The sequence below is a fragment of the Ottowia caeni genome (genome assembly GCF_050821495.1).
Lineage (GTDB): Bacteria > Pseudomonadota > Gammaproteobacteria > Burkholderiales > Burkholderiaceae_C > Ottowia > Ottowia caeni.
In genome coordinates this window covers 2,127,743-2,151,077 of record NZ_CP151080.1, presented here as the reverse complement: position 1 = coordinate 2,151,077, position 23,335 = coordinate 2,127,743, and the positions used below count along the sequence as shown (strand labels likewise).

The following is a 23,335-nucleotide window of genomic DNA, read 5'->3' as shown; positions in this document are numbered from 1 at the left end:
CCATCATGGCCCGACTAAAACCTCTTCGCACCGACATCGCTTGGAGCACCACAGACAAGATCACCATCAAAGGTCTGGACCTTTGCCAAGACATCCTTGGTAAGGTCTCGTTGGGTGACATGGCCTTCCTGGGGATGACGGACCGCTTGCCAACTGAGCGTGAGTCCCTGATGTTCAACGCGATTGCAGTATGCCTCGTGGAGCATGGTCTCACCCCCAGCGCCTTGGTAACCAGGCTTACCCTGGCCGGTGCCCCAGAAGCCATGCAGGCAGCGGTAGGTGCAGGACTCTGCGGGCTGGGCAGCGTTTTCGTGGGTAGCATGGAAGACGCCGCACGCCTTCTGCAACAAGGCTTGCCGAAATCTGACGTCGAGGCTGAATCATCCCCGGATATCACGGCTCTGGCCAGAGAAATCGTAGCGCGTGAAATTGCTGCGGGGCGAAGTTTGCCCGGCATAGGCCACCATATCCACAAACCACAAGACCCCCGCGCTCCAGCGCTTTTCAAGCTTGCACGCGACAACGGTTTCGACGGCCCGTATGTCGCGCTGATGCAAGCCATCGCAGACGAAGCAGGCCGACAGCTAGGCAAGTCGCTTCCGGTCAACGCAACCGGTGCGATCGCTGCAGTCGCCTGCGAGATGGGACTGCCATGGGACATCGTGCGTGGCATTGGCGTGCTGGCACGCGCCGTCGGTTTGGTAGCTCACGTGCTTGAAGAGCGCCGCAACCCTATCGCACGCGAAATGAAAACCATGATCGAAGAACAAGCCACCGCGCACTTTCGCTAGAGCGAAAAAACGATTTCTAAGAGGAGATAAAAATGAAACGCAGGTCTTTGGTAATTGGCTCGATGGCATTAAGCCTCAGCACCGCCGTCTTCGCCGCTGCTGACACTTATCCGAACCGCCCTGTTCGGATCGTGGTGCCATTTGCAGCAGGTGGCGGTGGTGACTTTATAGTCCGCACGTTCTCTGACAAACTGGCCCAGATTCTCAAGCAACCAGTGGTAGTTGAAAACAAGGGGGTGCTGGCACGGTGACGGGTACGGAATACGTCGCGCGCTCTGCGCCCGATGGCTATACAGTGCTGTTCACAAGCACTGCGTTCTCGACCAACCCAACATTGATCCCTAGCCTGCGTTACCGAACCCCTGAGGATTTCACCTCGATTGGCTTGGTCATTACCTATCCGTTCGTTCTGGCGGCACGCAGCAACTTCGAGCACAACACCGTCCCCGAGTTGATCGCCTACGCCTCCAAGAATCCTGGAAAAGTCAGCATATCCAATTCTGGAGAAGGCTCAGGCTCGGCGCTTGCCTCTGCCCTGTTCAAGGACGCCACGGGCGTGTCCATGTTGAATGTCTCTTACAAAGGTGCGGGTCCCGCCATCGCCGACGTCGCCGCAGGTCACGTAGACTTGACTTTCACAGGAATGTCCCAGGTCAAGCCATTTCTGGATGCCAAACGGGTCAAGATTCTAGGCACATCGGGCTTGACCCGGCTGGCCTCTGCGAAAGATGTAAAGACTATCGCAGAGCAAGGCGTCCCAGGGTTCAACTCGGTCGTCTGGTGGGGCATGCTGGCTCCAGCGGGTACGCCGAAAGAAGTCGTCGCCAAGCTGAACGATGCTTTGCGTCAGGCGCTGGCTGATCCAGGCATTGTTGAACGTCTCGCGGTGATTGATGGCGATGTCAATGTGACGACTCCCGAAGCATTCGACAAGCTCATCAAGGATGAGTTGGTACGCTGGAAACGCCTACTCAAGCCATCCGACACGGCGAAGCCCTGAACCAGATCCGCTAAGTTTCACTGCATGCGATTCGATCAGATCATCTGGATCGCATGGAAGCCGAGCCCTACCATCACCGCGAGGGCAGCCTTCAGAGGGTGTCGCAAAAGTCCTTTCGCAGCCGTTCCCGCCCCCTCTCGTCATTCCCGCGCAGGCGGGAATCCAGGGGCGCTAGAGAGGCTGAACTGGGTTCCCGCTTGCGCGGGAATGACGAGAACAGCAGAAGCCTTGAAGAAAATTACTTTTGCGACACCCTCTTCAGTTGAGCCGACCTCACCACATTGCAGCATCCTCTGGCACTGCAAACCAGCGCAGCTTGAAAGTACACTCAAAAACATGCAGGAATCACTACAAGAACATCTGGAAGCGCGCTACGCTGGCGCAGCACCCAAAGCAGACGATCCCAACAATCCAGTGCTGGCATCCATGCTGCAGCACCGCTCAGTTCGCGCTTATTCCCAACGCCCTGTCACCGAGTCAGAATTGGCGTTGATGGTGGCAGCCGCCCAATCCGCCTCGACCTCCTCCAACCTTCAGGCCTGGAGCGTGGTGGCCGTTCGTGACACCGAGAAGAAAAAACGCCTGTCGGCCCTTGCAGGCAACCAGCGTCACATTGAAGAGTGTCCGCTGTTCCTGATCTGGATTGCTGATCTCGCAAGGCTGGAGGCCGCTGGTGAAAGACACAGCCTGCCGCATGAAGGGCTTGACTACCTCGAGTTGACGCTCGTCGGCGTCATAGACGCCACGCTCGCGGCCCAGAACGCTGCCGTCGCCGCAGAAGCGCAAGGCATGGGAGTGGTGTACATCGGCGGCATCCGCAACCACCCAGAAGCCGTAGCCAGGGAATTGGACCTTCCGCCACGTGCATTCGCGGTCTTCGGCATGTGCGTGGGCTACCCCGACCCAGAGCGCCCCAGCAGCGTCAAGCCACGCCTTCCGCTATCAACAGTATTGCACCAGGAAAGCTACGACGCCTCCCTCAATGGCGCGCCCGTCGAAGATTACGCCGCACGAATGCTCAACTTCTATGAAGCAAAGGGCATGAAAACGAACGGCGACTGGATTCGCCACTCGCTGCACCGCGTACGCGGTGCCGAGGCTCTGCAAGGCCGTGACCGCTTAGTTAACGCCTTGCACGCAATGGGTTTCGAAAATCGCTGAGAGCAAAACCAGCAAAATCTGGCGCAACAGGCACTGATCAACTTGGAGATGGCCGCTTCAGGCGACTAAGTCGCCCGCAATCGTGGCATGGATTGCGTGTGCTTTGCACTTGCAGTCCATGCTTTCAATGGCTCCGATAGCTCAATCCACATTCACCGACTGAAGCAGAGTCTTGTAGGAGTCGAGCTCCTGCTGAAGATGCGCGCGCAACTCTGCGCCGGTGCCGACCGAAAGTTCCATGCCCTGTTCTCTCAGCCGCTTAGCCATCGTGCCTTCCTGGCTAACACGTACTAGCTCCTTTTGAAGCTGATTTATGACCGATGCGGGAGTGTTTGCAGGTGCAAACAACCCTTGCCAAGACTGCACGGAGTAACCTGGGACTCCACCTTCCGCGACTGTCGGTACATTAGGCGTTCCAGGAGATCTCTGCTTGCCTGTCGTTGCCAACAGTGTCAGTTTCTGATCTTTCACCATCTCCGACAGGCCCACCAATGAGGTGAACATAACATCTACTCGGTCCCCGATCATGTCTTGTATTGCTGGGCCTGCACCTTTGTAGGGAACGTGAACCATGGTGATTCCGGTAGCACGTTTGAACGCCTCACCGGCCAGATGCTGCGCGGACCCATTTCCCGACGAAGCAAAATTGAGCTTATCCGGATTCGCCTTGGCGTAAGCTATCAGCTCAGGTATGGACTTAACCTTCAGCGACGGACGCACCAGCACGCCAAGCGATTGGGTCGTGACCATTCCAACAGGCTCGAAGTCCTTCACGGGATCCCATGAATTCTTCTGTAGCAGCGAGCTGATTACAAAGGCGTTTGTTCCAAAAAGCAGTGTGTGTCCATCGGGAGGTGAGCGCTTCACGAACTGTGTTCCGATTGACGTGCCTCCTCCGCCTTTGTTGTCAACGATCACGCTTTGCCCCAAATTTTTCGAAAGCTCATTTGCGAGCATTCGGGCAACGATATCTGTCGAGCCTCCGGGCGCATAGGCAACAACAATCGTTGCGGTTCTGGAGGGATATTTGTCCTCCGCAGCGTAGACAGTCAGTGGCACCGCTGACAACGCCGCTAAAACAACACGGCGGCTAATTTTCGAGATCTGCATGTTTGTCTCCTAGACTTAAATGGCTTGCGAATCAAGTACAAGTGGCAACAGTTCCAATGATCCTGCGACTTGCTGGATCCTCAGCTCCTCACTGATGCCGGATGAAATTGAAGAAGTGTGTATGGATGCGATGGCAATGTGCCAATCGCCGTGATCGGCACATGTCCCGCCCTATGTCAGCGATGGATGTCTCATTTTTCTCCTAACTCCTGAACTGAGAATATGACCTTGCCTCCCGGTCTTGAGGGTCTAGTGTGGTTTCCGAATCTAGAGTGAGCCTGAAGGCCCTGGTGTACACAGAATGTCTCTGGTCAGTTCTTGGACTGTGGATTTGCCAACGAGTCCCATCACGCGCAACGTTTCCTGATGGAGCATCTCCAACACGCGTGCCGCACCAGGCTGCCCTTCGACGGCCACGCCGTATAGAGGGCCTCGCCCGGCCAATACAGCAGAAGCGCCTAACGCAAGTGCTTTGACAATGTCGCTGCCTCGACGAATACCGCTATCGACGAGTACAGGAACCCTATTTCCTACTGCGTCAACAACTCCAGGCAGAGCGCGAATTGAAGGTATAGCACTATCGAGAATTCGGCCACCGTGGGTACTCACGATCACCCCGTCGGCTCCGATGTCCACCGCTCGAAGAGCGTCCTCTCGACGCAGAATGCCCTTCACAAGCAGCTTATGAGGCCATGCCTTGCGCAGGTCACGAAAGTCATCCCAAGTGAGCATATCTGTCTTTGGCATCGCACGGCCAACCGGAGCCGCTGTGACTCTGCGCTTTTCTGAACTCGGATAGTTTTCGTATCGAGGCATGCCAGTGGTCAGGACATATCTGCCCAAAACACCCAGCAGCCACCGAGGATGCGTCAGCACATCGTATGCGTTAGCCCAGGAAAGCGAGAATGGAACAGTGAACCCATTGCGAAAGTTGTATTCACGATTGGAGGGCACAGCTGTGTCCACCGTTACGACGAGCGTTTCAAACCCGTTCAACCTGGCTCGTTCGATCAATGCGTAGGACTGCTTCTTATCAGGCCACACATACAACTGAAACCAGAGATTTCCGCCTGCTTCAGCAGCGACTTTTTCAATAGACGTCAATGAGCCGGTCGCCAAGGTAAATGGTATGCCTGCTGCAGCCGCAGCCTTCGCCAAGGCAAGCTCACCCTCGTACCACATCAGCCCAGCGACTCCCGTTGGAGCAATGGCAAGCGGGTAACTCCACTCTCGCCCAAAAAGATTGGTTTTGGCCGTTCGCTTGGACACGTCAGTCAGCACCGACGGACTCAACTCAATGGCATCGAAAGCATCCCGCATCCTGCGCAGCGCATGTTCGTCTTCCGTACCACGGTCTACGAACTCAAACAAACCCTTGGGAAGCCGCTGCCTAGCCTTCTCGCGGTAGTCGTGGACGTTGTATGCAAGCCCCATGTTGCCCCTTAACTAATCAAAAGCTAGATCTAGATCAAATACTGATATACGATACTATACACTATTCTCTTAATGAGAGAATTTAATTTTTCTTCTATTGACATTGTTCAGGAGCAGCGTATGGCATCCATCGAACCCACCAGCCAAGTACTTGGCGCAACAGTCCGCGGTGTAGATCTATCTGAGCCGTTGACCGATTCAACATTTGCCAGAATCGTCGATGCGCTAGGGAGGTACGGCGTGCTTTGCTTTCCCGGCCAACGCCTCGAATCTCAGCATCTCAAAGCGTTCTCAAAGCGCTTTGGCTCACTACAGACGTCCGTAACGGGCAAGTTTGCTGATCAGACTTGCCCCGAAGTCGGACTGCTCTCGAACATCATTGAAGACGGCGAACCAATTGGCTTGGCCGATGCCGGACAGGACTGGCACACCGATATGTCCTATAACCAACTCATCGGATTCACAAACGTCCTGTACGGCATCAAGATTCCCCACAGAGACGGTCGCCCCCTTGGCGATACCAAGTTCGCCAATATGCACGCAGCCTACGAAGACCTACCCGACGAACTCGTCGAGCGCCTATCAGGGATGACCGGCACCCACGACTTCAACAAGTTCTGGGATGAAATGCGTAGCCGACCAGGTAGCAACCGGCCCGCACTCACGCCAGAACAAAAGGCCAAGCGGCCGCCTGCCGTTCACCCACTCTCACTCACGCACCCAATCACTGGCAGGAAAGTGCTGTACGCAAACCCTGGCTATCTGATCCGCATCAACGAGATGAGCGAGCAGGAAAGTGACCAAACGATCGACTATTTATTCAAGCATCAACTTCAAAGCAAGTACCAGTACACCCATACCTGGACACCAGGAGACGTCTTGATGTGGGATCACATCGGAACACTTCACACTGCCATACCCGACTACACGGCGTCTGAACATAGACTGATAAAACGATGCCAAGTCATGGCGGATCGAATATTTGAAGCACCTTTCATGGAAGAAATCCGCCGTAATCTATTGGCTGCATGAGAAGACTTCGCGAACGGCTCGTGACCCTATTTACGCAAGGCGGAGTATTAATTAGTGGAATCAGACATTACATTGCAAGATCAGTGGGCAGCCACCAACTTGCTCGTGACTTTCTACCGAGCTCTGGACGAGCGAAATATTGACGTACTAATCCAGCTACTCCATCCAGAGACAGTCTGGTGGCGCCAGGGAAAGCCGTGCAGTAGTGAAGCCGAGATCAGGGAATCGCTTGGTAGGCGCTCATCGACTTCGAGAATTCACCACCTTTTATCGAATTTGATGACGCGATGTATCGACACCCATATTGAGATTACAGCGTACATGCTGGTCGTGAGCCATGACGATGGCATCATACATGATGGACCTGTGCCACTCAAAGGCATCAAGAATATTCGTACAGCACGAGCAATAGCACGACGCTGGAATGACTCGTGGAGGCTTTCACTCATAAAGAGTGACGCTGTATCCTTCGCTGCCTAATAGACATCATTTTTTTGTTTTATACAATTTTCAATTAAATTCATGCGCTGGATTAGATACTCAACAGCCACGGGCCCTGCCTACGGCATTCTAGAAGACAAAAGAATCTGGGAAGTAAATGGCAACCCATTCACCAACTACGAACGAACAAAAAAAAGCATACCCCTCGAAAGCGTGGAGGTACTTATACCCGTAGAGCCACGAACGTTCTATTGCGTCGGCCTAAACTATGTGAACCACATCAAGGACCCTTCGCGGATTCCCCCAAAGCCAGACATAGGGTACCGGGCCAACAATGCATTGACTGCGCACAAGCAACCAGTCATTATTCCTGCCGATGCCAATAAAATCCATTATGAGGGAGAATTGGTTGTTGTAATCGGAAAGAAAGCACGCAACTTAAGCATGGAAAATGCGTTAAGCTGTGTGCTTGGCTACACCATTGGCAACGACGTAAGCGAGCGCAACTGGCAGAAGGAAGATCGAACCTTCTGGCGAGCCAAGAACTCTGATACTTTCAAGCCCATGGGGCCCTGGATTGAGACAGAGGTGGACTTTTCCACCATGGAGACCTCAGTACGTGTCAATGGAACCGTAACCACACAATTCCGAACCGCTGATATGCTTTTTAGTGTGGAGCACTTCATTGCGGCCATGACGCGCTACATCACTCTCTATCCGGGCGACATCATCTGGATGGGCACTGACGGAGTCTCACCAGACTTGAAGCCTGGCGATATCGTAGACGTAGAGATCAGTGGCATTGGAACGCTTACTTCAACCTTTGTCGCAGCGGACAAAAATACCCTCTCGAATGAACAACAGAGAGCTGCGGGTGCTCTCTAGGTTGGATGCCATCGATTGCCTCAGCAAGCCAAGCTCCTTCTCTCTCAAAGAGTCGGCTTGCAAGGTGGGCCCTGCATGATCATCTAAAGTTGTGAGCCAGTGGCTGCATCACCAATGAAACGAAGCCACTCCCACCAGTACTGCAACAGCAGATGGACCCAAGGGGCTACCATTCCTTGGCCCTGACCCTGAGAAATCACGCATGAATCGCCTTCCCAAACTCGTCACTGACGCGCAACCAGAACCAGAATTGTCGTCTGACTACATAGGCTCGGGGAAAAGTCACAAAGCAGCATAGAGAGAATATTCTACATTCTCAACAGGTTCACACTATCGAATCCAGTTGTTTCTTTGGATGAAATTCAAACAGAGCTTGGCACAGCGAAGTCAACGACTTTTCGGTATTTCAAGATACTTTGTGATTCAGGATTGCTAAATCCACTTGGCAACGGAAGCTATGGCATTGGACCAAGAGTCGTTGAGCTTGAAAGATTAGTTCAGATTACCGACCCTCTTTTAGGTGCTGGCCGAGAAGTAATGGGACCGGCGGCCAACAATGTCCCAGGCACCATACTTCTGCTTTCAGCACTATATAAAGACAAAGCACTCTGCATCCATCGCGCAGGCCCAGAGAAAATTGTATCTAACGATCTGGAATTTGACCTTATACGCTCTAGAGGTGTTCCGCTACCACTTTTCCAAGGGGTGGCATCTCTGGCAATTTTGGCATTCCTGCCAGCCTCGCGAATCCGATCAATCTACCTTGGTCATAGCTCATCGATTGCAGAAGTAGGACTAGGAAATGCTTGGCCTGAATTTCGAGGCAATTTATCGAGCTACAGGAAGAAGGGGTATGTTGTCACCGTGGGGGCATACAATCCGCACATGGCAGGAATCGCGGTTCCAATACTTGCCAGCAACGAGAGCAAGATCAAGGTTAACGCCAGTCTAACGAGAACATTCCCGATAGAGATCTTTCAGCGAGGTGACTTTGATTATTTCGTTGAGGATCTTAAATCAACCGCACTGGCCATAAGCCAGAGATGGCTTCAGATTATAAGCCAACCATCCGATCTTCCCGGGAAAGGCATTTTAGCCTAGCCACGACACAACACCTGAAACAGGTTAACCCATCATCCGCAGCCATTGATTTTTTACTGTAACAACACTTGGTTTACAAAAACCATTTCAACCCAATTACCGTAAACAGTCTGAAATATATTTAGAAACATGCCGAACTCGCTACAAGAACATCTGGAAGCGCGCTACGCTGGCGCAGCACCCAAAGCAGACGATCCCAACAATCCAGTGCTGGCATCCATGCTGCAGCACCGCTCAGTTCGCGCTTATTCCCAACGCCCTGTCACCGAGTCAGAATTGGCGTTGATGGTGGCAGCCGCCCAATCCGCCTCGACCTCCTCCAACCTTCAGGCCTGGAGCGTGGTGGCCGTTCGTGACACCGAGAAGAAAAAACGCCTGTCGGCGCTTGCAGGCAACCAGCGTCACATTGAAGAGTGTCCGCTGTTCCTGATCTGGATTGCTGATCTCGCAAGGCTGGAGGCCGCTGGTGAAAGACACAGCCTGCCGCATGAAGGGCTTGACTACCTCGAGTTGACGCTCGTCGGCGTCATAGACGCCACGCTCGCGGCCCAGAACGCTGCCGTCGCCGCAGAAGCGCAAGGCATGGGAGTGGTGTACATCGGCGGCATCCGCAACCACCCGGAAGCCGTAGCCAGGGAATTGAACCTTCCGCCACGTGCATTCGCGGTCTTCGGCATGTGCGTGGGCTACCCCGACCCAGAGCGCCCCAGCAGCGTCAAGCCACGCCTTCCGCTATCAACAGTATTGCACCAGGAAAGCTACGACGCCTCCCTCAATGGCGCGCCCGTCGAAGATTACGCCGCACGAATGCTCAACTTCTATGAAGCAAAGGGCATGAAAACGAACGGCGACTGGATTCGCCACTCGCTGCACCGCGTACGCGGTGCCGAGGCACTGCAAGGCCGCGACCGGCTTGTGGAGGCGTTAAGGAAAATGGGATTTGAGAACCGTTGAGTCTTGCTTCTTTTTTACGGACTTTCATCCCACAATGACGCTAGGGATGCCCTGCATAACTCCCTGCGGTCGGTGGCAGCACGGCCTCGGGCGATCCGCTGCGTTGTTTTTCTTGCCAATAGCTGGGCTATTGGCTGCAAAAAGACGCCTTGCGCCTCATCCCGATCCGTACTACCACCGACTCGCGAGGGTTATGCAGCACATCCCCAGTCCGAACGCAAGGCCACAACCCACGGTAACAGTGCGCCATGTACGGGTTAGGTGAGGCGCCGATCACCCTTTCCTGAGCACCGGCTTACAATCGAGTTTCCCCGAAAGAACCGTCATGGCGGCTGCCATGAAGGGCTTTCATCCTTGCAACCAAAAGTGGTGAAGATGAGCAAGCCTTTCATTTCGCTATGTCCGGAGATCACCCGGGCTAATGCACTTACTTTGATGGACTGGCTGGAAGACAAAAATGTCATCCGCTATTTAAGTGACTCCCGCAATGTCTCCCGGCTGATTGAGCAGGTCGTTGGCCGGGTTCATCTGCCGATCCTGACCCATCTATTCAACCAGGGCGGCAGGTTTTTCATGGCTTACGACCGCCATGATGTGCCGGTCGGCTTCGTCCGTCTTATTAAGACCGGCCCCAACTGTGAGATCGTCCTGGTCATCGGCGACCGTGAAAACTGGGGCCGCAAGCTGGGCGCAAGTGCCATCCGCGAAGGCATGAAGCTCGCTTTCTTCGACATGCGGGCCGAGAAACTGATCGCCAAGATCCATACTGAGAACGCGCGATCACTGAAGGCTTTCCTGCGCTGCGGCTTCCTTCTTGAAAGTGAAACCGCTTCCCTGAAGGCCTTTTCAATGACCTCGGAGCGCTACCTCCGGCTCTTGCGCGAAAGCCAGATAGGCGATAGCGCTGACATACAGATCACTGAGATCGACAAAGCCCGGCTTCAGAATCTGCTCACGCTGGAGGCAGGCCCGTCAACGGTCGATCTGGAACATGAGCTTGAGCGGGCCATCGTTGTAGAGCCACAGCAAGTGGCTGAGAATGTCGTGACCATGAACTCCAGAGCACTGCTGCGGCTTGATGATGAGGAAATGGAAGTCGCGCTGGTCTACCCTCAGGAAGCGGATAACGGTGCAGGGAAGCTATCGGTTTTTTCCAGCATAGGCACGGCCATCTTGGGTTACAAGGAGGGTGACGCCATTGACTGGCGAGTTCCCGACCGGACCTGCCGAATCCGGATCGATAAAGTGCTATACCAGCCGGAAGCGGCAGGCGACTTCCATCTCTAAGTATGACGAAATTAGTCGTGTAGAGACCAATACACCAAGTGCCCCAACTTTTTCTATCAAAAAAACGAATCGGGCACCTTCACACAGATTGCGGCGCGGCTGTAATTTGCCTCCAGCCCGATGAATTTTCGAGCACTTGAGCGTGTTCCGCCGGATTAATTTTGAGTCGACTTTAATTAGTCATATTTATTGCCTTAGATAGACTTGTGAGAACCTATTGATTCAACCAGTCAGAAGCAGACTGCGCCCATTCGACGATGAATATGAATAGCCTCCTCGTTTTTCAACCCGCAGACCCCCTGAAAAATGCCTCCGGCGCATGCACGATTCGTCTCAAACGCAACACTCGAGTCGTCCTCAGCCCTTTCCATGACGCCACGGTGATTTTTTAATCACTGTCGTTTCTTACTCAAAATAAAAGAGATGCAAAATGTTGATTCCAATCAGGGAGTCAACATAATGAGAATCAATCACTTCATATTAGCCAGCGCTGTAGCATTTTCAAGCTTGGCTGCCCAAGCCGCCACCATCACTTTCAACTACACGGGCGCGCAACAAACCTTTGTCGTTCCGGCGGGCGTAACCACTGTCCAAATAGATGCCCAAGGCGCATCGGGTTGGAGCGGCCCAACGAACGCTGGCGGATTGGGCGGGTCTGCATCAGGCAATTTGAGCGTTACCCCTGGCGAAACACTGTATGTTTATGTCGGTGGCCAGGGAACTGCCGCCATTGGCGACCAAGTTCCCATGGGTGGCGGGTTCAACGGCGGCGGCAATGGAATGAATAACTCTGTTACCCCCGACGTTGTGGGCGGAGGCGGAGGCGCAAGCGACATTCGCAAGGGAGGTACTGCACTTGCGAACCGTGTGCTGGTAGCCGGCGGGGGAGGAGGAGCCACTCAGAATACAGCAGAAGTTGGTGGTGCCGGCGGCGGTCTGGTAGGCGGAAGCGGCGGCAACGGCAGCACCTGCTGTGGCGGCACCCTGGCAACAGGTGGTAGCCAAGTTGCAGGAGGAGCAAACGGCGGCGCCCTGGGTCAGGGAGCCAACGCGACTGTGGGACTCACCCCATGGATCGGCGGCGGTGGTGGCGGCTATTACGGTGGAGGTATCTCCGATAGGCATCAAGCTGGCGGCGGCGGATCCTCCTATATTGGTGGCGTATCTGCCGGTTCAACGACCGCAGGGGTGCGTGCCGGAAACGGAGTGGTCGTTTTCACTTACGCAGAGCGCGCGGCTCCGGTCGCAGTACCTACCCTCGGCGAATGGGGCATGCTCATTCTTTCGAGTATGCTGGCTTTAGGCACAGTACTCAGACTTCGCCGTCGAAGCAACTGAAGAACCTTTCTAATAGGATCTTATCCAGTTTGGTGGAATTCTGGATTCTATAGTTTTACATACTCTAAGCAAATATGCCTGCATGAGAACTGCGGGCATAGAACGAAATTCCTTCACTCCTCGCCCGCATTGCTATATTAAGTATTAAATAGGCGAGATGATCTTATGCTCGCCTACCCCTTGCCGGGGATCGCACTGAATAAGCCGCTTCAATCGAAGCCACCCATACCCTGGCTCAGAACCTCGCTCAATATAGCCAGCCCGATCTGGATCTCGTCGGCTGTACTGCTTAGCCGAGGCATAAAGCGCAGGCAATGCGGCCGTGCGGCATTTACCATCAAACCCTCCTGGCGGCAGCCGTTTACCACCTCTATAGCGCTGATGCTGCCCAACTCCATTGCCCACAGCAACCCGGCTCCGCGAATTTCGCCCAAGTCATGCCGAGATGCGAGCTCCAGGAGCCCTTGTTGCAACTGCAAGCCCCGTTCATATACGAAACTTCACCAGGGTGGTGGCGTCACACGGCTGGCGAGGTTCAAAGTAAGCCTGACCTGAGAAGAACTGAAAATTGGGAGAATCCGCCCAGCGCTCAACCACACCTTCATCGGATTCGTTGAACGCATGCTTGAGGTACAGCAACGCAATCATGGTGCGCATCGGCACGCGGGGACGTCCGGCGTTGCTCTTGCGTTCGGGAGATGGCGGCGCTTCGCCAAACAGGTCCAGATCGGGCATGGGCTGGGCTGCACGCGCCTTGCGCGAAAACAGGTGAGCCACTGACGTTTCGATCTGTTGCCAGGGCATCTGAGAAGACAGCACCGCCAACGGATGGCGCAGATCGATCATGTGATCAAGGCGTGCGCGAAAGAAATCGTCAGTGGCGGGCAGGCAAACATCACGGCGGAAAACTCCCAGAAAACAAACCCGATTGAATATCATTCTGGGAGTTCTGACCATCCGAAATCACCCTCAAAGCCAGCACTCATGCTGGTTTGGGGAATTCTTCAGGGGCGACTACGTAGGGCAGATGTTCGCTCTGGTCGGAAAATTCATTCCTCCGCCTCCAGAGGTTGCGCCAGCGCCGCAATGGGGTGACCCCAACATCATTCGACAGCGGCTTGGCGATGCCGTGACGGACATCGCCTTCGACCGCTCAGTCATGGTGTTTCCTGCGTTGAGCCCACAGCACTATCGCAAGAGCATAGAAGAAACACTTGGCCCAGTCGTTAAATTGGTTGCCGCCTTGAAAGACGAGCCGACGAAGCTCGCAGCATTCAGGCAAGAACTCGACGGATTCGTCGCAAGATACTTTGAGAACAATCTGGTGCGCCAGCACTACCTGATGACCCGGGCAACCAAGAAATAGCGCCACCAATTGCGCTTCGCAGCGACATCGGTATCTCTGGATTGACTACGCACCCAGAACCTCCTGAGCTGCCCAAAGCCACCATCCCGCCGGTCCACAGGATAGACACCTGCTTGGTTACACCTTTTATAGTACATTTGTACTCATATACGTTCCCGCATATTCGGGTCGCCCGCGCTTTGCGGCATTTCTTTATTGTCAGTTCAGCCCTCATATTCGAAGTCTCGCCCACGGGCTGACAACGTCTGTTTTTCTTAGCCCATTCCGATGAAGCCCCGCGCAGCAATTGTCCTAATCTGTTATCTTTTATCTTCAGGGGGGCTATTTGCCTCTTGGATCATACACATAGATGGCCTCGCGCATCTGAGTGCAGCGAATCTCGTGACAGTGGTCTGGATACTTGCATGGGGCTTTCATGCGGCAATGAGTATCGCGTGGATCGCAAACAAAAAAATGTCCAGGCGAATCCCAATCGCTGGAACCATTCTTGCCATCGTTAGCCTGCTCGTCATGCCTGTTCAGCTTGTGTTCGTCATGCAATGGTTCAATGACCTTATACCCGTCTCAGCGTGGGCGACTGAAGCCTTGAAACTCCTAGTCATTGAAGTTTTGATGGTGCTTCCTTGTCTGTTACTCGGCATCGTACTCGTACGCTTTCACTTGTAGTACGCACATCAGTCCTTTCTCGTCCGCTAGCGTTTCAAACACTACCGGTCGCCGCCACGCATTTGCCGCGTCCTCCTGGAACCGCAAAAGCCAATGCACATGAATCAAACAGGAAACACCCCGGAAGCCCTGCAAAGGGCTCGCGTATACGCGTATGCTGTTGAGAACATTGCCGAACGCATTGCAAGACTGCAGCGGCTTTGCTTCGATGTGGCCCTTTCAAGCAGCCCTAATGCGCTCCCTGCCCTGCTGGCGTTCGCCGCTCCAGAACGGATCACCTACGGCAGTGACTGGTCGTTTGCGCCTGCAGAGCGATCATTGCATTTTGCGCGGCTGCTCGATGGATTTCCGCTGACGGAAGAGCAGCGAGTAGCCATCGACTTTGGAAACACTGCAAAACTTTCTCCTCAGCACGCGAAGGCACTGGGATAACGGTTCGCCCGGCAGGATCAGACATTGTGGTCGGTCGTCCTGTTGGCTAACGCATGCTGCGCGTGCCGCACTTCAATTGCGATCCATTGACCATAAATTGCGGCTGCCACGAACATCTACTGCCGCGATCACACACAATCGGTAAGCCGCAGCAGTTCCTGCGAGTTCAAGTCATTCAGGTGATTTTTTTCACGACCTCGATCATCGTCGGTGTCAGTTGCTTGAACAGTTCGGCATTGTAGGAAGCGCAGTATGGCACCCCTTCGACGTCGCCGTAGTGGATGCTCGGATCGACGGAATCATCTTGCGGGCGTGTAGGGTCCGTGCTGTCGACTTTGAAACGACTGTCCGGAAAGTAGACGCGGTTGGGCTCGTTGTTCCTAAGGTTATTCTGCACAATCTGATGCTCAGCAATCGCGTATTTGCGCGAAGTCGCTGCTGGCGTGCCTGGAGCCACTTCAGGATCCACATTCACCGCCACGATCGACACCGTGTAATCGCTGTTCAGATAGATCTCGAAGGTGCGAAACTGCTGAGGAAAATGCTGCAGCGAAGACGTCTCAACCTGCCAGAAGCTCTTTTCAGGCACGAGCATGGTGCGAGCTTCATCGCTGTAAGCAGGCAGCGCCTTGACCGTATTCAAGTGCCGGTGGCCAGCGATCCACATCAGCAGGTTCGGTGTGTCTTGCAGCTTCCTGATCAATTCAGGCAGCTTGACCGCGTTATCCATGACCGCATGCGGATCATTCTGAGAGGGCGATGCCTGCCCTTTGGGGTTCCACCACTCCATCAGGCTGCCACTGGCTGCGACGGCGATCGGTATGTGCGCCGCAATCACCATCAGCTGGTTGTTGGCCTGCCCCGCGTCGAGCTCATCCTGGAGCCACTTCCAGCGTACCGCGTCCAGAAAGCCATGCCCGTGGATATCGCGGGAGCCATCCGTTTCCAGTTGGGTGTTGTCCAGCACAATGATCTTGAGCGGAATACCGGCCTTCGGGACAAAGCTGTAGCAAGCGAAACCGTCCTGACTGCTGCGCAACGATTCTGGCACCAGGTCAAACCCGTGTCCCTTGGGAAGGCTTGTCGTCTTAAAAAACTCCCCTATCCATTCGCTGCGGAGCAAGGCGCGCCGGTCGGGGTCGGCTGCCACTTTGGGCGGCGACTCGAAGTTTTCTTTCTTGCCCACATATCGAATGGCGCCATAAGGGCTGGCGCCGTCGATCACCCCCATGTAGAACGTATTGCCCACAACGCCGGTGACCGGGTCATTCAGGGTCGCGCTTGAGGTACCCGCCAAGCTGGTGGTCAGGTCATACACCACTGGCGGCAATGCCATGGGAGTAGACTTTGCTGCGTTGGGTATGAGCACATCACCAACCGCCCAAACTTGATCGCTGACATAGCTCTCGCGAATCTTGAGTGAAGGATCCGCATCAACCGGCACGGAACCGATGTAGAAGTGATCATGGTTGCCGAGCACCTGGTACCACGGGATGGATTTGTTGAGTCCCGCAGCCTGAAAAGGCTTCTGGAAGTCGACCTTATCGGCCCCCAGATGTGCCCCCGAACTAGGCCTGATAGGCTTGCCGTCGATCACATCGATATACCAGCGCAATTCGTTGTACCGGCCACTGTCGCAAACATCGCCCAGGGAAATACCAAAATCGAATGCGCTGCGATCGTGCAGCACATTCACCGTCTGAATGGCAGCATCCAGCAGTTGAGTGGTGTACATCATCACTGGCGAGTAGATCGACGTCATCTCGCCGCCGTGAGCCGAATCTGCCTGCTGGATATAGATCAGCTGGTTGGGTGCTTCCTTGTCCGTGATGTGTATGTCGGTCATGGCAAAGAAATTGGCCAGCCTCTTTCGCTTGGCCGGAGCAGCGTAGCTTCCCGCGTTGGCCAGCAAGTCGTAGCGGGGCACCACAGGCAGCCCGCCTGCCAGTCGGTACTTCCCGTAGCCGAACTTGTCGAATTCTTGCACCTGGCTCATCTCCGTGGGGTGGAGGCCGTTGTTCGACTTGGGCTTGGCAATGGTGGGCGCGGTAAAGTCAAACGCCAGCATCTGCTCGGTCGATTTCTTGACCTTCCTGGCGTCGATCGGATAACTGGCAAGTGGATTGCTGCTGCCGCCGCCACATGCAGTCGTGAAAGCGACCGATGAAAGACCCGCCGCGACACCGAATGAATACTTGACGAACTGACGTCGGTCCAGCTCTGTGCCGCGCGTTACTGCGTGACTAGTGGGACTCGTTGAACTGGGCAGAGGATGGACGCGCTTCATTCTATTTTTCTTCCGTGGAATATGGCCCCGGCTAAGGGTCGCGAGCCTTCGTAACAAATTGCACTAAGCTCCCATTTTGTCACCGCCCGACATGAGAGACAAAGGAAATATGAAGAAATAAGTTGCCCAGTCGCCACGCGAGAGGCATTGAACCAACAGGCACGGCGGTGCAGCATGGGGGTCAGCGGTGCAAGTATTTCAGGGACTCAGACTTGCGGGCGTTGTAATCTCTCGGATGTCTGCAGTCCAAAGGCCATCAACCCACAAAGCGCCCACAGCAGCGAATCGAATTCGCGTGATCCGCCCCTGGGCAAGAGGTTGAGAAAAAGCATTGTCTCGATTCATGTAATGGAGCCTGCAGTGCAGCAATTGAAATTGGTTGTAGTCGATTCTTACCGAATGGATAGCGTGAAGGATGAATTTTTGATGTCGGACTATATCCGGCTCACAGAAGCTGAGGCAAAATTGTGATCGGAACTTTCCGATCAAAGCGCCATTGCGGCCTAATTTAATCGAGAAACCTACACGGAAATCGTGGTTATTCAAGGAGGTAACCATGCACAAGATATTTGGACTATTGGCATTGCTTTTCTCAGGCTTAACATCTGCTCAAGTTAGTTGCGATTGCTCAATTGTTGTTGGTTCGTGTCAGGCGTCAATTTCAGTTATTCCTACTGCATCGGCAAAAGGATCGTACGGTGCAGAGTTAAAAATAAAATCAACATCTCCAATTTGTTCAAAGGTGAGCTATTTTTTGGATAACACACCGAGCTTTACGATAATCACTAAAGGAAATATCGGTGAGGACAGCGTATTTGGGCAGAAACCTGTCACGCGTCAGACTATTTCTGAAGTTTCTTGTCAGGTTTGCCAGCAGGTAGGTGGAGACTCACAAGGAACGCTACCAGGATCAAATCAATCAGGAGAAATAGGTAGGCAAGCTAGTCCGTTATCTGGGCGATGGCACAACGCTGCTTGTTCCGGCGCGCCTGGGTGGTGGGGTGGGCCGGGCTCTCCGCGAGATGTTTTGATGGTACTCACAGTGAATGATGGTAGTGTCTCAGGCAGTTTGAGCGAACGTAACGATGTTTTAAACCAGCAAGCCTCTTTAAGTGGACAAGTGAGAGGAAATACAGCAACTCTTACATCAAGCTGGCGGAGCAAACACAATCTAAAAGTATCCCCGGACGGTCAAATATTGACGGATGAGTGGTGCAACAAAGATGGTGGGTGTGCAACCTGCGAGATGTCAAGGAACTGACACACGTTCCAGATATCAATTAATTTGATGTCCCGAAAGCTCGCCTAGGGATGTCCTGCATAACCCTCGCGAGTCGGTGGTAGTGCGGATCGGGATGAGGTGCAAGGCGTCTTTTTGCAGCCAATAGCCCAGCTATTGACAAGAAAAGCAACGCAGCAGATCGCCCGAGGCCATGCTGCCACAGACCGCAGGGAGTTATGCAGGGCATCCCTAGATTAGTGCGCTTGTCAGTCCGACTCTCAGGAAGTGTTTACGATCTCATCGCGGGCCAGTTGCGCCAGTTGCGCCTGTTGCACGACGCCAGTTGCACTGCGCCCGCAAAAAACCGCGTCTGCCGCGTTGAAAACCTCGCGCAAAGACTTTGAACACGCTCTACGGAGCCTCTGCTGGCGTTAGCAACATCAAGCGTGCCACCAGCGCCAGGAGTTCCTGCTGGCGCTGCGTGTTCGTCTTGGTAAAAAGCGCGCTGAGTTGCGTGCGCACTGTGGAGATGCGAGAGCCTCGGGCATCCGCAAAATCTTGGGGAGTACCGCCCTGCATCAGCCTGAGCAAAAGTGCTGCCTCAGCGGGGCTGAGTCTGTAAGCTTGCCGCGCCAGCTCAACTGCAACTGTGCAGTCGAGGCTGCGCTCCATGATGACCCAAGCAACACCCGGAGCACGTGCATCCAACCCCAGCGCAGCGACGTCGTTGACAGACAGCGTCACCAGAAGCAACGCACCGGGTAGCTCAAGGCAGCCGCTATGCCCTTGCAGCGACCTACGGAACAGTGCTCGCAAGCCCGCGTCTGCGGTACTCTGCAGTACCGTGCCCCGCCGCAGGCTGCGCAAGGCCCTGCTCTCTGGGCGCGCGCAAAGCCGAAGGGCTCGTGCATTGGCATGAAGCAGACGCCCAGTTGTATCAAAGAAAAGCAAGCCCATAGGCATCTGCTCCATGAGCCTTTCCATGCCCTGCATGCGTGCCCGCATAGCCGTCATTTCCCGATGCAACCAGGCTGCTTGCTGTACCCCGAGGAATTCGTTGCGAAATCTCTGCAGATCTTCGCTGCCAAAGCCCGCTTGGGAGCCCCTTCGGCAGATCACCATGTTCAGGTGTCCCACCGGGTGAGATGCTGCATAACTGCCGCCCAACATTCGGGATGTGATTTCACGCGGCTGCAGAAACTCGCTGTAGATGGCCGTGCGACGCAAGCTTTGAGAGTGCTCCTTTGATGAGTCCGTGACGGCCCAGGCCGCAGCGCGCGACGGCACTCCGGGAACGGTGCATGTCTTGGCTGCCAGCCAGAGCGGGTCGTCAAGCCGCATCTCGTTCATGTAGTTTTGCACCGTCTCGAAGCCAAGCCCTGTTTCAACCAGCGCTGGAGTGCCTTCACTTGAGGGTGACTGTAGCCAGTAATGAATACTGGGCTGAGCGGCGAATTCACCACCCCATTCTGCAAGGTGCTCCAGCCCACCAGACAAGAACGCGGCACCCTGGAGCTCTGCGTTGAAGCTGGCAGCATAGTCGGCAACAGCCCTGCTCCAGCGCGCTGGGTCCGCGACCGCGCCGATGAGTTGATTCAAGGCCGGGTGCATGATCCTCCCTGGATTGATCTTTCCACTTGGCTAACAAGCCAATATGAGTTTGTGCACATTCCACCGACTGGATCAAATAGTCTGGCCGGTGGCTGCGACGCAGGCGAGCATAGGCAAAGAAAAAGGCGGCGCCATCCTTCAGTTGCAGGATAAACGAACTCGCGCATTCTTTCTAAATTCGCGGGCCATGACAAACAAGATCTCACTACCGCGCTTCCCCATTCTGGCTCGCTTTGTTGCAGCGGCAACTCTGGCAACAAGCATCTTGGCGCCAGTTCCACTCAGTGCGCAAACGGTTACCACATGGCTCGACAACCAAACAGAGCCACATCAATGCAGCTTTGGAGGGGCGCCAGATGCGGCCACTCGCTTCCGCACGGGCAGCGTTCCCATGACTCTGGAGAACGTCGACATTGCCTGGGGCAATGGCGGCTCGAACCCTGGGGGTTACAACCGAGTCGGCATTTTTGCACACGACGCCTCCACCAACCTGCCTGGTTCGACGCAAGTAGGCGGTTGGCAAGAGGCTTCAGGACCCACTCAGCCTGGCACCACGATGTCTTACAGCGGACAGACGATTGCGCTTTCCGCACATACCGACTACTGGCTGGTCGTGGATATTGCTGACGGCACCCAACTTGCGTGCACACTGTCTGCGACCTTCAACGCGCCAGCCGAGGCCGGCGCTCCGGCAATGTCGCAGTTTCTGATCGGTGGCACGATCGGTGACCCATGGGGTGACGGCCCTCGCTCCAACTACAACCCGATCTACGCATTGGCCGGTTCGCTGGGTACGCCCCCAGAGGGCGCTCCCGACATGAGCGTTGGGTTGATCAACCTGCCCGCCTCTGCAGCCGTGGGGACACCGTACGCAGGTAGCTTTCAATGCGCCAACATCGGCCAGCAAGCTACCGTCGATGGTGCCACCTGTTCGGCGAGCGGCTTGCCACCTGGTCTGGACTTGGGCTCGTGCACGGTCAGCCCGAGCGATGTTGCCTGGAATCAGTTGGATGTTGTACCCGCAGGTGAAACAGTCACTTGTCAAATCTCGGGTACACCTCAAGCGGCTGGAGTCTTCACCGCCCTCCTTCGAACGGTTACCGAGGTCGATTCCAACCTGGCGAACAACGAAGCTACCCGAGTCATCACCATTGTGACTGCAGGTCAAAGTCCAACAACTGGTGGCATTCAGGCCGTGCCAACTTTGTCCGAATGGGCTATTCTGCTGCTCGGCGGTTTGTTGAGCGTGGCAGTCATGCGACGCATCCGCGCAGTCTCTCCATGAATTTTTTGAAACTCAAGGAATGAGCAACATGAATCGACACCTCACCCGCATCGCCCTTTGCGCAGCAGCTTGCTTTGGTACTGCCGCGTTTGCCCAGACTAGCGTCACATTGAATGTGGTCAATGCCACTGGCACGGGCAACTCTATTGGCACTATAAGCTTGTCGGATTCACCGTACGGACTGGTGCTCACCCCAGCCTTGCGAGAGTTGCCACCAGGAGTGCATGGTTTCCATGTCCACGATAAAGGTGACTGCGGCCCTTCGCAAGTTGACGGCAAACCAGTACCAGCAGGCGCCGCAGGTGGTCACTATGACCCTTCCCGCACAGGCAAGCACGGCACGCCTTGGGGCGACGGACATCTGGGTGACCTTCCAGCGCTTTTTGTAACAAGCGACGGCCAGGCAAACACCCCCGTCTTGGCGCCGCGCCTCAAGCTCGCAGACGTGGCAGGCAGGGCGATCATGGTGCACGCTGGGGGCGACAATCATGCTGACCACCCGGCCCCACTCGGCGGTGGCGGCGGTCGTATAGCCTGTGGCGAAGTGCCGCGCTAAAGCAAGCTCGCAAAGCGTCTCTTCTCAAACGGCCCAGCCGTTACGAGTAATTAATAAGCTAATGCAGCGATGCACACGGACACCGGATTCGCGCATCGCCACGAGTTTTGAACACTTTTCCTAGAAGCCGCGAATCTCGAAAATAGTTTCCAGTGGTGCGCCTTTCTTTTTGGAATCGCCCGCAGTCCCCAGCCAATTTGCCAAATAGTGCGCAATTTCAAAATGTCCACGCTTAAATGCCAATGCCAAAGCTTTAGAGGCCGACCATGCAGAATCGTAGAATTCGTCAATTTCGTCGCTCCAATCATCTAGATACTTACGTACTCCGAGCCAGCCCTCATGAGAAGCAATCCCTAGAACGACGGCTCCATTGGGTCTAGGTACACGCTTATCCTCTTGCGCATCATGGTATTTGGTTAGGTGGCGAACGATCTCGAGATGACCGTTCTCAGCCGCCAACGCCAAGGCGGTGCGACCGTCTTGCCGATGAAGATCCACCTCATCATCAGTATGAAAATGCTCCGTCAGGTATTGGACCACATCCAGGTGCCCGGCTTCGGCAGCTAGTATCAATGCGGTACTACCATCGCGCGCGGCGATGCTGATTTTATCTATTGTTGAAATGCGCGAGACCAAGTACTCAACCACGTCCAGATGACCGAATTTAGACGCCAACATTAAAGGAGTACAGCCGTCGCAACGAGGCACATCCAGCTCCCGCGGAGACTCAAGCCATTCGGCCAAACATTGAACGACACGCAGATGACCTTCCTGAGCCGCAAGTATCAAAGCGCTGGAGCCATTAATACTCCTTTGATTGATCTGTTCAGCAGTCTCGAGCCCTGCTGCCAATTCCCACACGATTTCAAGGTGACCTTTTTCGGCCGCCAGCATCAATGCCGACAAGCCTCCTGGACCCCTCTTGTTAATCTCCTCGGGACTAACAAGCAGCCGCGCTATCAACTTGACAATTTCAGGGTCATTGTTTTTGGCCGCTATCATCAGAGGTGTGACTCCGTCATTTCCCGGGGTGTTTATGGGCTTCGAGGTTCGAAGTTGAGCCAATATTTCCTGTACATTTTCAAGATCACGACGCTGTGTGGCTTTTCGGAGAGCATTGCTCCACTTAGCATTGTCCTGAGAAAGTTTATCTGCCGACAGCGGATTCGCTAAAGAACCAGGGCCTGCTTCACGCCCTTCGCTTAGTTGCGCCCTTACATCGCCCCTGCCCAAGCTCACAACGCGATCACCGTTCACCTCATCGTTTGCTGGGGCCGGTGCGCGAAAGGTCTGGAGTATGTCTATGGGCGAGGAGTGAAAGGCAAGTACGGTGTTCATTGTGCGCTATTATTTTTGAAGCTGACCATCCAAAAAAT

Annotated in this window: 22 protein-coding genes; 15 read left to right on the top strand and 7 right to left on the bottom strand. The window is 54.6% G+C overall.

Annotated elements, in window-relative coordinates:
• The first annotated feature begins 5 nt into the window (after positions 1 to 5).
• The 4 genes from AAAK34_RS10395 (at position 6) to AAAK34_RS10380 (ending at position 2,952) form a co-directional block, all read left to right on the top strand.
• A complete protein-coding gene (locus AAAK34_RS10395; RefSeq protein ID WP_231692975.1) occupies positions 6 to 791 on the top strand; it encodes a citryl-CoA lyase in 786 nt (261 codons plus the stop codon).
• Positions 792 to 823: 32 nt separating this feature from the next.
• The gene (locus AAAK34_RS10390) at positions 824 to 1,042 is read left to right on the top strand and encodes a hypothetical protein (protein WP_431777247.1); all 219 of its coding nucleotides are present in this window, start codon (positions 824 to 826) and stop codon (positions 1,040 to 1,042) included.
• Positions 1,039 to 1,791: a Bug family tripartite tricarboxylate transporter substrate binding protein gene (locus AAAK34_RS10385; protein ID WP_431777246.1), complete on the top strand. Its 753-nt coding sequence runs from the start codon at positions 1,039 to 1,041 to the stop codon at positions 1,789 to 1,791. Before AAAK34_RS10390 ends, AAAK34_RS10385 begins: the two co-directional genes overlap by 4 nt.
• A gap of 336 nt (positions 1,792 to 2,127) precedes the next feature.
• Complete coding sequence (locus tag AAAK34_RS10380; RefSeq protein ID WP_431777245.1) at positions 2,128 to 2,952, top strand: nitroreductase family protein; 825 nt, start codon at positions 2,128 to 2,130, stop codon at positions 2,950 to 2,952.
• 141 nt (positions 2,953 to 3,093) lie between these two features.
• Here the strand turns inward: AAAK34_RS10380 and AAAK34_RS10375 are convergent, their stop codons facing one another.
• Positions 3,094 to 4,062 (bottom strand): tripartite tricarboxylate transporter substrate binding protein, encoded by a 969-nt coding sequence (locus tag AAAK34_RS10375; RefSeq protein ID WP_231692972.1) that lies wholly within the window; start codon positions 4,060 to 4,062, stop codon positions 3,094 to 3,096.
• Between the two features lie 267 nt (positions 4,063 to 4,329).
• The gene (locus AAAK34_RS10370; RefSeq protein WP_231692971.1) at positions 4,330 to 5,496 is read right to left on the bottom strand and encodes an alpha-hydroxy acid oxidase; all 1,167 of its coding nucleotides are present in this window, start codon (positions 5,494 to 5,496) and stop codon (positions 4,330 to 4,332) included.
• Between the two features lie 120 nt (positions 5,497 to 5,616).
• On the opposite strand from AAAK34_RS10370, the gene AAAK34_RS10365 reads away from it, so the two are divergent.
• From AAAK34_RS10365 to AAAK34_RS10340, 6 genes are all read left to right on the top strand, one after another.
• Positions 5,617 to 6,528, top strand: a complete 912-nt coding sequence (locus AAAK34_RS10365; RefSeq protein ID WP_231692970.1) for a TauD/TfdA family dioxygenase — start codon at positions 5,617 to 5,619, stop codon at positions 6,526 to 6,528.
• Positions 6,529 to 7,050: 522 nt separating this feature from the next.
• The gene (locus tag AAAK34_RS10360) at positions 7,051 to 7,854 is read left to right on the top strand and encodes a fumarylacetoacetate hydrolase family protein (protein ID WP_431777244.1); all 804 of its coding nucleotides are present in this window, start codon (positions 7,051 to 7,053) and stop codon (positions 7,852 to 7,854) included.
• Positions 7,855 to 8,148: 294 nt separating this feature from the next.
• On the top strand, positions 8,149 to 8,955 hold the full coding sequence (locus tag AAAK34_RS10355; protein ID WP_431778015.1) for an IclR family transcriptional regulator: 807 nt from the start codon (positions 8,149 to 8,151) through the stop codon (positions 8,953 to 8,955).
• Between the two features lie 129 nt (positions 8,956 to 9,084).
• On the top strand, positions 9,085 to 9,909 hold the full coding sequence (locus AAAK34_RS10350) for a nitroreductase family protein (protein ID WP_231692968.1): 825 nt from the start codon (positions 9,085 to 9,087) through the stop codon (positions 9,907 to 9,909).
• Positions 9,910 to 10,284: 375 nt separating this feature from the next.
• Entirely contained in the window at positions 10,285 to 11,196 is a 912-nt protein-coding gene (locus AAAK34_RS10345) for a bifunctional GNAT family N-acetyltransferase/nucleoside diphosphate kinase regulator (protein ID WP_231692967.1), read from the top strand.
• A gap of 459 nt (positions 11,197 to 11,655) precedes the next feature.
• Positions 11,656 to 12,534 carry an IPTL-CTERM sorting domain-containing protein gene (locus AAAK34_RS10340; protein WP_231692966.1) on the top strand — a complete coding sequence of 293 codons (879 nt, stop codon included), beginning with the start codon at positions 11,656 to 11,658 and terminating at the stop codon, positions 12,532 to 12,534.
• A 209-nt stretch (positions 12,535 to 12,743) separates the two neighbouring features.
• Here AAAK34_RS10340 and AAAK34_RS10335 read toward each other — a convergent pair whose 3' ends face one another.
• A complete protein-coding gene (locus AAAK34_RS10335) occupies positions 12,744 to 13,013 on the bottom strand; it encodes an aminotransferase class III-fold pyridoxal phosphate-dependent enzyme (protein WP_231692965.1) in 270 nt (89 codons plus the stop codon).
• A gap of 7 nt (positions 13,014 to 13,020) precedes the next feature.
• Positions 13,021 to 13,380 (bottom strand): transposase, encoded by a 360-nt coding sequence (locus AAAK34_RS10330; RefSeq protein ID WP_431777243.1) that lies wholly within the window; start codon positions 13,378 to 13,380, stop codon positions 13,021 to 13,023.
• Positions 13,381 to 13,462: 82 nt separating this feature from the next.
• Between AAAK34_RS10330 and AAAK34_RS10325 the strand changes: the two genes are divergently transcribed.
• Positions 13,463 to 13,900, top strand: coding sequence for a hypothetical protein (locus tag AAAK34_RS10325; protein WP_231692963.1), 438 nt, complete (start codon positions 13,463 to 13,465; stop codon positions 13,898 to 13,900).
• A 765-nt stretch (positions 13,901 to 14,665) separates the two neighbouring features.
• Entirely contained in the window at positions 14,666 to 14,998 is a 333-nt protein-coding gene (locus AAAK34_RS10320; protein WP_431777242.1) for a hypothetical protein, read from the top strand.
• Between the two features lie 175 nt (positions 14,999 to 15,173).
• On the opposite strand, the gene AAAK34_RS10315 is transcribed toward AAAK34_RS10320, so the two are convergent.
• Positions 15,174 to 17,285, bottom strand: coding sequence for a TIGR03768 family metallophosphoesterase (locus AAAK34_RS10315; protein WP_231692962.1), 2,112 nt, complete (start codon positions 17,283 to 17,285; stop codon positions 15,174 to 15,176).
• A gap of 556 nt (positions 17,286 to 17,841) precedes the next feature.
• Between AAAK34_RS10315 and AAAK34_RS10310 the strand changes: the two genes are divergently transcribed.
• Positions 17,842 to 18,546 carry a hypothetical protein gene (locus AAAK34_RS10310; RefSeq protein WP_231692961.1) on the top strand — a complete coding sequence of 235 codons (705 nt, stop codon included), beginning with the start codon at positions 17,842 to 17,844 and terminating at the stop codon, positions 18,544 to 18,546.
• A 372-nt stretch (positions 18,547 to 18,918) separates the two neighbouring features.
• Here the strand turns inward: AAAK34_RS10310 and AAAK34_RS10305 are convergent, their stop codons facing one another.
• On the bottom strand, positions 18,919 to 20,106 hold the full coding sequence (locus AAAK34_RS10305; protein ID WP_231692960.1) for a helix-turn-helix transcriptional regulator: 1,188 nt from the start codon (positions 20,104 to 20,106) through the stop codon (positions 18,919 to 18,921).
• Between the two features lie 199 nt (positions 20,107 to 20,305).
• Here AAAK34_RS10305 and AAAK34_RS10300 point away from each other — a divergent pair, with 199 nt between their 5' ends.
• Positions 20,306 to 21,403 carry an IPTL-CTERM sorting domain-containing protein gene (locus AAAK34_RS10300; RefSeq protein WP_431777241.1) on the top strand — a complete coding sequence of 366 codons (1,098 nt, stop codon included), beginning with the start codon at positions 20,306 to 20,308 and terminating at the stop codon, positions 21,401 to 21,403.
• A 28-nt stretch (positions 21,404 to 21,431) separates the two neighbouring features.
• Complete coding sequence (sodC, locus tag AAAK34_RS10295) at positions 21,432 to 21,959, top strand: superoxide dismutase family protein (RefSeq protein WP_231692958.1); 528 nt, start codon at positions 21,432 to 21,434, stop codon at positions 21,957 to 21,959.
• 120 nt (positions 21,960 to 22,079) lie between these two features.
• On the opposite strand, the gene AAAK34_RS10290 is transcribed toward sodC, so the two are convergent.
• On the bottom strand, positions 22,080 to 23,297 hold the full coding sequence (locus AAAK34_RS10290; RefSeq protein ID WP_231692957.1) for an ankyrin repeat domain-containing protein: 1,218 nt from the start codon (positions 23,295 to 23,297) through the stop codon (positions 22,080 to 22,082).
• Between the last annotated feature and the right edge of the window lie 38 nt (positions 23,298 to 23,335).